General features: G+C 69.3%; 14 protein-coding genes. 9 read left to right on the top strand and 5 right to left on the bottom strand.

Annotated features, from left to right (window positions below):
• Positions 1–17: 17 nt before the first annotated feature.
• Genes BMW88_RS27775 through BMW88_RS27785 form a run of 3 tightly spaced genes read right to left on the bottom strand, consistent with a single transcriptional unit; the run spans position 18 to position 2,010 of the window.
• A complete protein-coding gene (locus BMW88_RS27775; RefSeq protein ID WP_089955899.1) occupies positions 18–938 on the bottom strand; it encodes a universal stress protein in 921 nt (306 codons plus the stop codon).
• An 18-nt stretch (positions 939–956) separates the two neighbouring features.
• Positions 957–1,451: a hypothetical protein gene (locus BMW88_RS27780; RefSeq protein WP_143116271.1), complete on the bottom strand. Its 495-nt coding sequence runs from the start codon at positions 1,449–1,451 to the stop codon at positions 957–959.
• A gap of 40 nt (positions 1,452–1,491) precedes the next feature.
• Positions 1,492–2,010 (bottom strand): DUF3040 domain-containing protein, encoded by a 519-nt coding sequence (locus tag BMW88_RS27785; RefSeq protein ID WP_177221390.1) that lies wholly within the window; start codon positions 2,008–2,010, stop codon positions 1,492–1,494.
• A 673-nt stretch (positions 2,011–2,683) separates the two neighbouring features.
• Here BMW88_RS27785 and BMW88_RS27790 point away from each other — a divergent pair.
• On the top strand, positions 2,684–3,901 hold the full coding sequence (locus BMW88_RS27790; RefSeq protein WP_089955907.1) for a cation:proton antiporter: 1,218 nt from the start codon (positions 2,684–2,686) through the stop codon (positions 3,899–3,901).
• 9 nt (positions 3,902–3,910) lie between these two features.
• On the opposite strand, the gene BMW88_RS27795 is transcribed toward BMW88_RS27790, so the two are convergent.
• On the bottom strand, positions 3,911–5,068 hold the full coding sequence (locus BMW88_RS27795; protein WP_218148239.1) for a cation:proton antiporter domain-containing protein: 1,158 nt from the start codon (positions 5,066–5,068) through the stop codon (positions 3,911–3,913).
• Between the two features lie 799 nt (positions 5,069–5,867).
• On the opposite strand from BMW88_RS27795, the gene BMW88_RS27800 reads away from it, so the two are divergent.
• The 6 genes from BMW88_RS27800 (at position 5,868) to BMW88_RS27820 (ending at position 9,973) form a co-directional block, all read left to right on the top strand.
• Entirely contained in the window at positions 5,868–6,590 is a 723-nt protein-coding gene (locus tag BMW88_RS27800; RefSeq protein WP_143116272.1) for a hypothetical protein, read from the top strand.
• A 164-nt stretch (positions 6,591–6,754) separates the two neighbouring features.
• The gene (locus tag BMW88_RS27805; RefSeq protein WP_089955912.1) at positions 6,755–7,459 is read left to right on the top strand and encodes a DUF998 domain-containing protein; all 705 of its coding nucleotides are present in this window, start codon (positions 6,755–6,757) and stop codon (positions 7,457–7,459) included.
• A gap of 652 nt (positions 7,460–8,111) precedes the next feature.
• A complete protein-coding gene (locus tag BMW88_RS42180) occupies positions 8,112–8,279 on the top strand; it encodes a hypothetical protein (RefSeq protein ID WP_177221392.1) in 168 nt (55 codons plus the stop codon).
• A 46-nt stretch (positions 8,280–8,325) separates the two neighbouring features.
• Entirely contained in the window at positions 8,326–8,664 is a 339-nt protein-coding gene (locus BMW88_RS27815; RefSeq protein WP_281249452.1) for a DUF6042 family protein, read from the top strand.
• A 620-nt stretch (positions 8,665–9,284) separates the two neighbouring features.
• The gene (locus BMW88_RS41160; RefSeq protein WP_143116273.1) at positions 9,285–9,590 is read left to right on the top strand and encodes a hypothetical protein; all 306 of its coding nucleotides are present in this window, start codon (positions 9,285–9,287) and stop codon (positions 9,588–9,590) included.
• Positions 9,591–9,604: 14 nt separating this feature from the next.
• The gene (locus BMW88_RS27820) at positions 9,605–9,973 is read left to right on the top strand and encodes an STAS domain-containing protein (protein ID WP_089955919.1); all 369 of its coding nucleotides are present in this window, start codon (positions 9,605–9,607) and stop codon (positions 9,971–9,973) included.
• A gap of 58 nt (positions 9,974–10,031) precedes the next feature.
• Here the strand turns inward: BMW88_RS27820 and BMW88_RS27825 are convergent, their stop codons facing one another.
• Entirely contained in the window at positions 10,032–10,442 is a 411-nt protein-coding gene (locus BMW88_RS27825; RefSeq protein ID WP_089955921.1) for an ATP-binding protein, read from the bottom strand.
• Positions 10,443–10,689: 247 nt separating this feature from the next.
• Between BMW88_RS27825 and BMW88_RS27830 the strand changes: the two genes are divergently transcribed.
• Both BMW88_RS27830 and BMW88_RS27835 read left to right on the top strand, forming a co-directional pair.
• Complete coding sequence (locus tag BMW88_RS27830; protein ID WP_143116274.1) at positions 10,690–10,950, top strand: ATP-binding protein; 261 nt, start codon at positions 10,690–10,692, stop codon at positions 10,948–10,950.
• Between the two features lie 305 nt (positions 10,951–11,255).
• Positions 11,256–11,765: a DUF1440 domain-containing protein gene (locus BMW88_RS27835; protein ID WP_143116275.1), complete on the top strand. Its 510-nt coding sequence runs from the start codon at positions 11,256–11,258 to the stop codon at positions 11,763–11,765.
• The last annotated feature ends 705 nt before the right edge of the window (positions 11,766–12,470 follow it).

The raw sequence follows: 12,470 nt of genomic DNA on the forward strand, positions 1-12,470 counted from the left end.
CACGGTAGAGCGAGGTCTCAGCGCGGGCCGGATTCCACCGTCTGCGGGGACAGCACTGCCACCGGGCACGACGCGCTGTCGACCACCTCGTGGCTGACCGAGCCCATGAACGCCCGGCGGACCGCGCCCTTGTCGTGGCTGCCGACGACCAGCAGGGACGCCTCGGTAGATGCGGAGAGCAGGGCGTCCACCGCAGGGCCGCCGACGGACACCAATTGGTGCCGAACGCCGGGGTGTCGCTGTGCGCACGCGGCCAGCTCCGTGCCCACAGTGCCCCCCTCCCGCAGCACCGCCTCGTCGTGGGTCTCCACCGGCTCCACCATGGTGGTGGTCTCTCCGTCGGCAGCTTGCAAAACCACGACCTCGGCAGCGTGGCGGGCGGCGAACTCGAACGCGAACCGGAGAGCCCGCCCGCTGACCGGAGACCCGTCAACACCGACCACCACCGGTCCGTCGTCGTGCCGGCCGTCGACCGCGACCTCGTCTCGGACCACGACGACCGGCCACGGGCACGACCGCGCGAGTCGCTGCGCGGTGGACCCGAGCAGGAACTCGGCCACACCGCCGTGGTCGGAGTGGCCGACCACCACGAACACCACCCGGTCCGCAGCCAGGATCACCGCGTCCGCCGGATCACCCGAGAAGATCTCGGTGTGCACGTCCACGTCGGCCGTGTGGCGGCAGTGCTCGGCGAGCCCTTCGAGCATGTCCCGCGCCCATCGCCGCATCGGCTCCTCGGTGACGCCCGGTTCCATGACACCGATGCCTACTGGGGCGTGCAGATGTGCCTGGGTGTGGACGAGCCACTGCATGGCGTACACCAGCAGCAGCGGTTTATCGAGGACCGCCGCCTGTCGCGCCGCCCACTGGGCAGCCCGCTCCGACGGCTCCGTTCCGTCCACGCCGACGACAATCGCGCCATCGTTCGACACCTCCATGATCCTCCTTCTCGGTCGTCAGCTCGGCGGTGTGGTGGTCCCCCACGACGCGGGCACGTCCTGCCAGATATCTTGCGCGACCAGGAACTCCTCGTCGGCGTAGCTGCGGTAAGCGCCGTCGTCGAGCAGCCCGTACCGGTCGCGGTAGTCGGCCAGCCGGAACCGCTCCACGATGCCGCTCACCTGGATGACATCGCCCTTTCGAAGGGCGTCCGCGTTTTCGGCGGAGAGCACGAGCAGCGACTCGTCGCCGTACTCGCCGCCGTCGAGCACGAACGACTTCTTTCCGAGCACCTCGGTGACGACGGCGCTGACGATCACTTCGTCGCCAACGAACTGGTCGGAGCCGAAGTACTCGTGTTGTTCGGTCCCCGCGGCGCTCGTGGTCTGCCGCGCGGCGCTGTCGTCCTGGGCTGGCTCGTCGGCGCAGGCGACGGAGCTGAACAGCAACTGCGCTGACGCGCCCATCACGAGCGTCGCCGTGCCGGCACGTCCGGTTCGATCAGGACGCATGATGAATCCCTCCCGCCTCGACGTTGGGGGCCCGCAACGCTCAAATCCTGTTGCGGGTCTCCTCGACGCCGGGCGACTTGGCCACCACCAACGAACCGACCAGCGCGCACCCGGTACCCAGCAGCACGACGGCCGCATTGGTAACCAAGAAGCCGACCAGCAGCAGGACGGTGCCGAAAACAGCCAACGCCATCCACGGCCACACCAGTCGCCGCAGCGGCGACACGGTGCTCAACGCGGCGGCTAGCGCCGGGTCGGCCGCGGCCAACTCCTGCTCGATTCCGGCCAAGCGGCGCTCGTCGTCGTGCTCGGTCGTCCGGTCCACCTCTGGTCCCTCCTGTTCAGCGGTCGGCGGGCCAGCGCGGCCGATGCGATGACCGGTCTCAGCGGTGAGGTACTCCTCGTCGGTATAGGCGCCGCAGGAGAACTGCCGGACCGTACCGGTCGTCGTCACCGGCCGCCCTTCATCGAACTCCTGCTCGACGAGGTGGTCTCCGTTCGCGAAGTACCGGGTCTCGGCAGCTCTGGTGCTCGGCTGCTCCGTCGTGGCGTGCTCCACGGTCGTGGCCCTTGCGTCACCTTCGGTGATCGGTTGCCATCGTCGTCACGCATCTGGTCAACGCGACGGCCCATGCGAGAACCCGCCCGCCACGACGCCCCTGTGGATACATCGAGACATGATCCTTGCTTGCCCATGTTTTGTTCCGCTCGTGTCTTCTGCCGGGTTCCCGCAAACCGGCGCCGAAACCTTGCGACCACCTTTCACCTAAATCGGTGTCCCGACGGACCGGCCTGCACACGGGGGTACCGGCTCAGCGTCCGCTGTGTGCCGGAACGTCACTGCCGACGCTCGGTCGGCAGACCGATCTCCCCGACGTCCTAGCCGATGACGATGTCGCCGAGGCCGAGGTGGACGCGCAGCAGCCAGGCACTGCGCGGCGCTGTCAACACCGCACGAGAATCGACGCCTACGTGCCTTCGAGGTCGCGTGCCGCTGGGCACGGCGCAGTGGTCAGGACACCCCGTTTGGGTTGTTCTTGCGCAACATCGGTGACCGGTGTGCTCGCGGCCGGGCCCACGGCAGAACTCCCCTGAGCGCCTCCGCGCGGACGCGATACCCCAAGGCAATCGCAAGGTCACCAAACCGGTTGGCCGCCCGTTTGGCGGGTATCGCGAACCCGTGTCCCGTTCAGCACTCCCCGGCAGGCCGCCGGGAGAACTGGAGCCCTTCCGTGACGCTGGTGCTTGCCTTCGGTCTAGTGATGCTGGTCAGCGTCGCGTTGTCGGGGCTGGCGGCCCGCACGGTGCTGTCGACGGCACTGATGGTGCTCGCCGCCGGTGCGCTGCTGGGCCAGGGCGGGTTCGGCGTGGTCGAGATCCCCTCCGACAGCGGGTTCGTCTCGGCGCTGGCCGACCTGGCCCTGTTCACGGTGCTGTTCACCGACGGGCAGCGCGCCGGGTTGCCCGCGTTGCGCCAGGAGTGGCGCAGTTCGGGCAAGGCGCTGGGCATCGGCATGCCGCTGGCCATGATCGGCATCGCGGTGCCCGCCCACTACCTGGCCGGCCTGGACTGGGCCACCGCTTTCCTGCTGGGGGCGATCCTGTCCCCCACCGACCCGGTGTTCGCCTCCGCGATCGTGGGCCGCGAGGACGTGCCGCTGCGGTTGCGGCGCCTGCTCAACGTCGAGTCCGGTCTCAACGACGGTCTGGCCCTGCCGTTCGTGCTCCTCTTCCTGGCTGCGGCCTCACATGAGACCGCGCACCCCGGCGAGATCGCCCTGGAACTCGCCCTCGGCCTGGTCCTCGGCGTCGCGATACCCGGCCTTGTGGCGCTGGCGCTGCGGTTGCCGCTCCTGGGTGCCGAACCGCGCCTGCAGGCGCTCGGGCCGCTGTCGGTGGGCATCGTCGTCTACGCGGCAGCGGATCTGACCCACGCCAACCCCTACCTGGCCGCGTTCGCCGCCGGTTCCACCATCGCGACGCTCACCCCGACCGCCGCCGAGCGGTTCGAGCACTTCGGCGACCTGCTGTCGGAAACCACCAAGTTCGCCGCGCTGCTCGTCTTCGGCGCGCTGATCACCCCCGACAGGCTGTCCCACCTGAGCCTCGGTGACTGGCTGGTCCCGGTGGTGGCCATCCTGCTCGTACGACCGCTGTCGATCGCCGTGTCGCTGCTGCGCAGCAGGCTGAGCAAACGAGAACGCGCGGCTGCGGCGTGGTTCGGACCCAAGGGCTTCGCCTCGGTCGTCTACGGCCTGCTCGTCGTGCAGTCAGGCCTGCCCGAAGCCTCACACGTGTTCGACCTCGTCGCCGTCACCATCGCCCTGTCCATCGTCCTGCACTCCTCTTCAGACGTCCCGGTCGCCAAGGCCCTGCGCATCGAACCACCTGACAACCTGCCCGCAGGCGGACCGGACGAACCGGACGTCGGGCGCACCCCACCCGGTTGACCTGGTCGATCACCGGGCCCGGACCTTCGAGTAGAGCTCGCGGCCAGGGCTGGCGGTCAGGCCGAACACGACCGTGTTCGCCGCTACGACGAGCGTGACCGCAGCGAACAGACGTGGATCGGTCGCCCCTTCGTGAACGCTGTGGGCCAGGTAGAACAGGGCGCTGACGCCGATCGGGCCGAACCAGCCGACAAACAGCGCGTCGCGGCGTACGAGACGCAGCGGGCGGGCCAGCGCGAGGATGAACGGCAGGCGGCGCACCAGCAGGACCGCGAGAACGAAGGCGATCGCCGCAGGCCCGAAACCGGCCCAGTCCCGCCAGGGCAGTACCGCGCCGAGCACCAGGAACAGCGGCAGCACCGCGTAACGGTTGACCGCCTCGTCCACGGCGTCCTGCGGACTGCGGTCGCTCTCGGCGACCATGCGGTTGTAGGCGAGGCCTGCCACGAACACCGCCAGCACGCCGTCGGTACGGGCCAGCCGCGCGACGCCGAGAACCGCGACGGCGAGCAGCAGGGTGTACACCAACTTCGGTCCCTTGTCCAGGTCCCGCTGCCGGATGGCCGCCCGCAGCCCCCACCCGGCGGCCACGCCCATGAGCAGACCAATCGCCACACCTCCGACCACCTCCCACGCCACCCTGCCGACCGCGTCGCCGAGGCCGGTTGCGGGCAGCACGGCCGCCAGCGCCACACCGACCAGGGGCAGCGCCAACCCGTCGTTGGCGCCGCTCTCGCCGGTCAGCAGGGCGCGGAGGCGCCCAGGCAGGTCCCGCTCCGCCGGTTCACCGGTCACCACTGAAGCGGCCAGCACGGGATCGGTCGGGCACAAGCACGCGCCTACCAGCACGGCGAGCGCGAGCGGCAACCCCAGCAGCAGCGCCGCAGCACCGGCGGCGAGCGCCGCCAACGGCATCACCACGACCAACAGCAACACCAGGGGACGCACCAACTCGGACAACGCGTCCGCCGGAAAGCGCAGCGCGGCGGCCATCACCGAACCAGCCAGGAGCAGCCGAGCCCCCTCCAAGAGCAGCACGTCGCGCAACTCGGGCTCCAGCTCCAGCAGACCCAGCAACTGCGGACCGAGGACGACACCGAGAAGGAGAGCCGCCAGCGGCTCGCTGAACGGCAACCGATGCATGCTGCGGCTCACCAAGGCGAGCACCGCGCCCGCGGCACCGCCCACCGCGCACACGAGGTACAAGCCTTCCACCACCGCACCACCTCCCAGTCGATCACGGCCGCTATGCGGTTCCGGCCACCATGACGATGGTCGCCGTAGACGACGACGTCCGCGATTCGTGCGCCGCCGGCAAGTCGTCGCCGCGGAACGTGCGGGGCCTGAAGTCCGAACCCGCCTACTCGGTGACTTGCGCGGGTCGAACGACCGGTATCCGGCTCCAGCGCCCAGCAGATCGGCCGATGCACCGCGATGAACGCCTGGCTAGGGGGAGGAACCCACGATTTAAGGGAAGACGCATGAATGCCGTTCAGGCTCAAGCCTGCGAACTCGCGGCGAGCTCCGGCCGCTCCTATGAGAAGGTACTCCGGCTCGTCCATATCGAGCCAAAGACCTCTTCCTCACGGTCTGCTCGCCCAGCCGATGGGCGAAAGGGCATGGGCGACAATGCGGTTGCGCTACCTCTTGCGGCCCGAGGACTCCGTCCCGTGCGGCGGCTACTTGTTGGCCAATCTGATTGGGGTCCGGCTCCTCCACCGGATCACGATGACCTCGGCACCGCAGTTCGCTGCGGCACCGAGGTTGCTGTTCGTGGGATCGGGTCCGCGGCGGCACGTCCGGTCCACCAGAGGGGGTCACTGGATCGTGCGGACTGCTCGAGCCATCCGGCTGTGGCGCCTGGGCTGGTGGGTTACTTCGTGGTAGGGGCAATCCGCATCGGGCTCGGCACCGAACTCTTCCTGTAAGGCAGATCGTTTCGACCCGCAACAGGAAGGAACGAATGATGACGGCGTTCAAGACGAAGGCGGCACGTGCGGCGGTTCCGGCGCTCGCGCTAGGAATGGCTCTTGCCTCGCCCGCGGTGGCTTCGGCCCACGAGGGCGATCACGGCACCGGATCCGGGCGTGACGGTGGCACCGCGGTGGCCACCGTGCAGCTTCGGCAGCTCAACCACAGCGGAGCTTTCGGGCAGGGTGCTCTCGTGCTGCGCGGAAATCAGGTGGACATCGCCTTCCGGGTGCGTGGCGTGCTCGCCGACGCTCCGCACGCACAGCACATCCACATCGGCGCACAGGGCCGTTGCCCGTCGCAGCGCGCCGACACCAGCGGTGACGGCATCGTCAACACCACCGAGGGCCATCCCTTCTACGGCCACATCGGCACCTCGCTGACCACGAACGGCGACACCAGCCCCGGCAGCGGCCTGGCCGTCGACCGCTTCCCGACGCCCGACGGCACCTCCTACAACTACCGGCGCAGTATCACGGTGACCGCCGACGTCGCGAGCAACATCCGCAACGGCAAGGCAGTACTGGTCGTGCACGGCATCGACCCCAACCGCAGCGGCGCTTACGACGGCAGCGCGCCCAGCGACTTGGACCCGTCCCTGCCCCTGGAGGCCACCTCGCCGGCCGCCTGTGGCCCCTTCCAGACGCGGAACGGCGGCCTGCTCGGTCTGAACCTGGACCTGGGCATCGATCTGGGTTTGGGCCTCGGTCGCCGTTGACCTCCAAGCCACCCACGCACGGGAGCGCTTCTTCTTCCTCAGCGCGCTCTCACACTGACCCGTCTCGGGCGTCCTCCATCGGCGCCCGAGACGGGTCAGGGCGGCGACCAGGGTGTCGTCGATGCACGGTTAGAACCGGTGGCCGGTGTGGTTGAGGAGCGAGAATGGCGCGACCGGGCGATCTGAGACGGGAGCCGTTGATCACCGCAGCGGCGCTGTGGGCGTTGGGCAGTACCTGGTACCTGCTCTCGGAGGCCGTCGCGGCGTCCGCTTTTCCGAACTACAGCTATGCGCGCAACTACATCAGCGACCTCGGCGCCGTGCGGGAGGACGCCCTGGACGAGCGGTCGGTCGACTCGCCGCTGGCGGAGGTCATGAACCTCGGCTTCCTGCACCAAGGCCTGTTCTTCCTGCTCGGCGCGATGTTCGCGGCCCGGGCCCTGCCCGCCGGCCGGGGACGTTCGGCTTTCCTGGCACTGGCGGTCGTGCACGCGGGCGGCAACGTCCTGGTCGCCACCTTCCACAGCGGTCAGCAAGCGGCGGACGGCGGTACTGCCGCTCTCCACCCGGTCGGTGCGGTGATGGCGATCCTCGGCGGCAACCTCGCCACCCTGGCCGTAGCTCTTCTGCTTCGCCGGCACGCCGTAGCCCGCTTCACCCGGCTCGTCGGTTTCACGTTGAGCGGCATCGGCATCACCTCGCTGTTCGCACTCGGCGTCAACACTGCTGTTGGGAACCCCCTGCTGTTCGAGGACGGCACATGGGAACGCGGCTCCGTCTACGCGATCACCACCTGGCAACTCGTCGCCGCGGCGACCGTCTTCACCAAGAAGTGCTCCCGGACCGGCGAGGCTTCGGCTCCGAGGTAAAGCCATCGGTCCGTTCGGCACCCCACAGACCAATTGGGGGTGCCAGGCGATGTGCTCGAGCGACGGACTTCCTTCGACAGCCTTGCGCTGTCCTACAGCTAGTCGGGCCAGTCCGGGTCGGCACGGTGGTCAGCCGCCGCGTCGGAGCTCTTCCTCACCCGCGCGGCCTTCGTTATGCACTCCCCAGCGCTGTGCCCGGCGGAGTACGCCTCGAGTCCGACACCCAAACCTCCAGCTCCCTGTGCGCGGGCGACGCCGATGGCCTCGTGGAGGTCGGCGCTCAGGCGCATCCAATCGGCGATCCGGCGCGCGGTGGCACGCTGCGCTGGGCCGATTGCAGAGCTGGTCATGACTTCACAGTGCTCCAGGTTCGCGGGAAACGCGAGGCGAGGCAAGGAAGAGACGCCTCAACGATCCGTGCGGGACTGAACCGCAGATGCGCGGAAGCCCTTGCGAGCGGGCGCCAGGTCCGCCAGGGAGGAGCCCATCTGAGCGAGTCGGATCTGCGGCGCATGTCAATGGATGCGTTCGGCCGGCCCGTCGACCGCGGCACGGTGAGGAGACCGGGGCGAAGTAGAGCGATGTGGCGGCAGGTCCCTTGCTTGCCGAGGCCCACGGCCTGTTCAACATCATCGGTGGTGCGTAGCCGACGGTGAGCGTGCGCAGCTTCGAGGCGGTGTCGGGCCGCAGAACCGACCGCTGGCTGCACCGCAGCACCGCCGGCCTGCTCATCGGCCTCGGCTGGGCACAGACCCGCGACGACGGCCGGGCAGACGACCAGGAGTGGCCGGTGTCGCCGAGCGCCATTCCGGCCGGGTGAGTGTGCTTGGCGACGGCGAGCTGCCGCCCGGCCATGGATTCGTCACCTGCCGGCCGGCGTCGCCCACGAGGAGGACGCGGTGCGATGGCGGCTGCTGTACGAACCGGTCGTGCAGGACATCATCCGCCTGTTCAAGCCGAATGATCCCCATCCCGTCGACATGCTGCGCACCAGCCTGCAACGGCTGGCTCGCGACCTCGGCGCCGACGTGGACACCACCCGTGCCGCACTGACCGCCTTGGCACAGCGAGAGGACTTCACCGTCAGCGCCGACCCCGACCAGTTCACCGAGTATCACGTGTTCGAGATTCGTGTCGACTGGGACGTCTTCGCCCGCAGTCGCATCAGCGTTGGCCTCGACCTGCAGGAACACCCAGTGCCCTGAGCGGTCTCTCCCTCGATCAACGATGTCGCGCACGGGCCACGCGACGGAGCTGCCGCGCACGGCGCCGGCCACAGTTGGCGTCCCGCGCGGCAGAAGGCACGGATGCCCGAACCTAGCGAAACCGGGACTGCGCGTATCGCGCGCACGGGTCGGCCCGCACAGCCCCTTGCGCGAACTGGCCTCGCCGAGGCTGTGGCAGGGCGGTGGTGAGGGCCGGCACATCTTCTGCGCGCCGAAGCGTGCCGGCCCTCATGACGTTCGTATCGCGTCCACGACCATCGCGTTACCGCCCGATGCCGCGTTCATCGGCGGACCGGCAGTGACATGCTCTCCGCCGGTCCGCGTCGATCCGTTTGGCCGGTGTGATGGAGGCGGCCGCGGCGTCGCCGCGCGTTCGTCCCCAGGCGTGGTGCTCTCCGGATCGCGTGGTACCGGCCGGATGCCATAGGTGTTCATGCGAGCAGTTCCGCTTCACGTAGCTAGGTCAGCACGGTCACAGTCGCCGGAGTGAACGAGCCACCGGTCCACAACAGGGTGGCAAAGCGGATGGCGTCGCGGCGTCCTCGTGCGATCAGGCCCCAGCGGTTAACGGGCACGCGCCGTGGTCCGATACGGCCGGTATGAGTACCGAAATCAAGGCCCGGCTGGGAGTGCTGCGGCCACTGGCGACGGTGTTCCTCACCGTGGCGGTCACACACCTGACGCTGGCCGCGCACGACCGTGTGCTGTGGCCCGTCGTGTTCGCAGTTCTGGCCACCATGGCCGGGCTATACCTGGAATACCGCATTCACCGCGATCCACCGCACAGAGCTGATCAACCCGGTCTCTGGCTGCACATTCCGCTGCCACGCACCGCCGCCCCCGCCGCGCAATCGGCACCGTGGGATGGCAAGAGCTACCGTCCTACACAGCAGAATCGGTGGTGACGCGAGGGGATTTGATGCGCATGCAGGCCGGCCCGTACTGCACGGTCGCGGTGGAAACCGGCCGGAGTGACGGGGTGGGGGTGGTGCGGGTCGGTGGTGAGATCGACACGTCGACCACCGGTGATCTATGGGTTGTGGTGGAGGCAGAAACCGGGCGGGCGGCACGGGCGGTGGTCGTGGAGTTGTCAGAGGTGACGTTCTTCGGCTCGGCCGGGATTTCGCTGCTGATCCAGGCCCGGCAAGCGGCGCGCGATCACGGCATCGGTTTCGCCGTGGCCGCAGAGCAGACCACGGTGCTCAAACCACTGCGGATCGCCCAGATCGACGAGCTGCTCCCGGTTCGTGCGGATCTGGCTGGCGCTGTCGCCGCGGCCATGCCCTAGTGAATTCGGGTCTGTCGAAGGCTTCTCACCAGGGTAACAGCCTGACGGCCGGTCGCCGTCAGACGATGCCGTGCTCCAGCTCCGCCCAGACGACCTTGCCTGCAGCGCTGGTGGTGTGTCCCCAGTCGGCGGTCAGCGCCGCGACGAGCGCCATGCCGCGGCCGCGGGTATCGGCGATGCGGGACCGTCCGACCACCGGCGGATCGAGCGAGGTGTCCGTGACCTCCAGCCGCACCCGCACGCCCAGTACGAGCACCCTCAGCGAAACCGGCTGCTGCCCGTGATCGTAGGCGTTGCTGACCATCTCGGTGACCACGAGCAGTAGATCCTGCAACTGCTCAGCGCCGATATGCGGCACGGCGTCGGCTGCCCAGCGGCGGACCACCCGCACCTCCGGCCTATCAGCCAGATCCAGCTCAACCTCGTTATCAGCGCCGGGGGGCATCTCGTCCAGCACGGCGGTGCTCATCTGCGCATCGCGACACGCTCCCGGTGCTACCCCGCATGACACGGTGGACTGCCCTCAGCTACCCGACGCCGCAGTGTGGGCCATCAGCCAGGGACAGCATGGCACGCTACCACCGAGTCCGGCGGCACGGACCCACCCCCATGGCGGGGCAGCCGACCGAAAAGGCCCGCCGCTGAGTGTGGTGCGCCGCTGGGCCGCCAGGGGTGCTGCCGCCGCTGGGCGAGGATCTGTTGGCAATGTGCTGTTGGTGGTCAACGAGTTGGTCGCCAACGCCTACGACCACACCGGCGTGCTGGTGACCGACCATCGGGTGCGGGTCGAGGTCGAGGACAGCTCATCGGCACGGCCCGCGCCGGGCGGGCCGCAGCCGGCCGGCACGCACGGCCGCGGTCTGCTGCTGGTCGCGAGGCTGACCTCGGCGTGGGGCAGCACGCCGCACCCGCCGGGCGAGACGGTGTGGGCGCACCTGACCCGCGATGCGACCGTCCTGGAGTGCGAGCGGTGGTGAGCGGCGCGCACAGACGGCGCACGATCCGGTGCGCACGCGCACGACCGGCCCGGCCTTGCGAGATGGATACGACCAGCCCCGCGTCGGACAGCGTGATGGGCGATGGATGGGCGGTGTCGAAGCAGGAGACGGGGCGGCGACCGGCCCGCATGCTGCGAACGCGGGTGGGGCCGGGTTTGCGTGCGGGTGCCCGAGGTACTCCGAGCGGGTCGGTGCACACCGTTTTTTCGGGGAGTTGAGGCACGATGCCGTGGCGCGAGGCAACGGTCAGGGGCGCGACGGCGGGCGCGGTCGGGGTGTGGGCCATGGATGTGGTCACATGGGCGATGTACCGCAGGCAGGCCCCGGAGTTGCTGGAGCGGGAGAGGCGGGCCCGGGTCTTCGGTCTGGATGTCGCGCACGCCGCCGCGCGCCGTGTGGCGCGGATGGTGGGCAGCAGTGCCGCCCAGGAGCAGCCCAACGCGGCTGGCATCGCCGTGCATTATCTGCTGGGCATCGGCCCGGGGATGGCGTATGCGCATCTGCGTCGTCGTCACCCGCGGCTGGCGTGGGGCAAGGGCTCCGTGTGGGGGGCGGTGTTGTTCGTGGTCAACGATGAGATCGCCGCGCCGCTGGCCCGAGTCGCCGGCGGACCGGGGCGCTATCCCCGCCAGACGCACGTGCGAGGCCTGGTGGGGCATGTCATGCTCGGCGTGGCAACCCACCTGGTACTGGAGGCGTTGGACTCCGCCTCGAGATCGACCCTAGACCCGGATCCGATCCCGGACGCGACTCCGGACCAGACTGCGGATCCGGCTCCGGTTTCGGGCCGGTGAGGTGGCGGACCGGTCGGGCGTCCGGCACGTTTCGGGTCGTCACGGCGGACGCCCGCCGTGAAGTCCCTGACGGGCGGCAGCGACGAAACCCTTGGGCGGCTCGCTGATGCTGTCCGGCCGGTCTGCGGTCGTCGCGGCGGGGAAGACGAACTGGACGCGGCTGGCGCCGGCGGGGGGCGCGAGCACTCCTCCGGCCTACGCCCCGCCGTTTGGTGGACGGGTGTGACCCCCGCCCCGCATCGAAAGCGGGTCGAGAACGGGATCGGTGGACGGCGACCGCAGCCGGGCGCGGTGTTCGGTGATACGTCGGCCCAGGTCCTCGGCGCGGGCGGCCAGTGCGTCGAAATGATTCACCGGCCCGGTTCCGGACTCGTCCACCGGTTCACCCGCTGGATGGCCGCACGTCCTCGACCGCTGCCTCGAGCGCGCGGCCACCACCGGTCGGGTCCGGAACATCGGTCATGTAATTGCCATCCGTCACGGATCGGACATATCGGACGCTTGCCGTACCGACGATCCGAACCTTTGCATCCGGGCGAGGAGGACCTGAAACTGTGATCGCGGCCACGCTCGGCCGCCCAGTCAGTCCGAGTGCGGCATGTCCAGGGGTGTGTCGGGTGTCAGAGTGTGTTGGCGGTGGCGTAGGTGTCGCGGATGACGTGGCAACAGTCGCAGGCGGTGGCTTCGAGCCGGTCGCGATCGGTG

It is taken from the genome of Lentzea xinjiangensis, assembly GCF_900110955.1.
Lineage (GTDB): Bacteria > Actinomycetota > Actinomycetes > Mycobacteriales > Pseudonocardiaceae > Lentzea > Lentzea xinjiangensis.

Coding starts and splice junctions, on each gene's coding strand:
- BMW88_RS27775 (WP_089955899.1), bottom strand. CDS start 938: ATGGAGGTGTCGAACGATGGCGCGATTGTCGTCGGCGTGGACGGAACG.
- BMW88_RS27780 (WP_143116271.1), bottom strand. CDS start 1,451: ATGCGTCCTGATCGAACCGGACGTGCCGGCACGGCGACGCTCGTGATG.
- BMW88_RS27800 (WP_143116272.1), top strand. CDS start 5,868: ATGACGGCGTTCAAGACGAAGGCGGCACGTGCGGCGGTTCCGGCGCTC.
- BMW88_RS27805 (WP_089955912.1), top strand. CDS start 6,755: ATGGCGCGACCGGGCGATCTGAGACGGGAGCCGTTGATCACCGCAGCG.
- BMW88_RS41160 (WP_143116273.1), top strand. CDS start 9,285: ATGAGTACCGAAATCAAGGCCCGGCTGGGAGTGCTGCGGCCACTGGCG.
- BMW88_RS27820 (WP_089955919.1), top strand. CDS start 9,605: ATGCGCATGCAGGCCGGCCCGTACTGCACGGTCGCGGTGGAAACCGGC.
- BMW88_RS27825 (WP_089955921.1), bottom strand. CDS start 10,442: ATGAGCACCGCCGTGCTGGACGAGATGCCCCCCGGCGCTGATAACGAG.
- BMW88_RS27835 (WP_143116275.1), top strand. CDS start 11,256: ATGGATGTGGTCACATGGGCGATGTACCGCAGGCAGGCCCCGGAGTTG.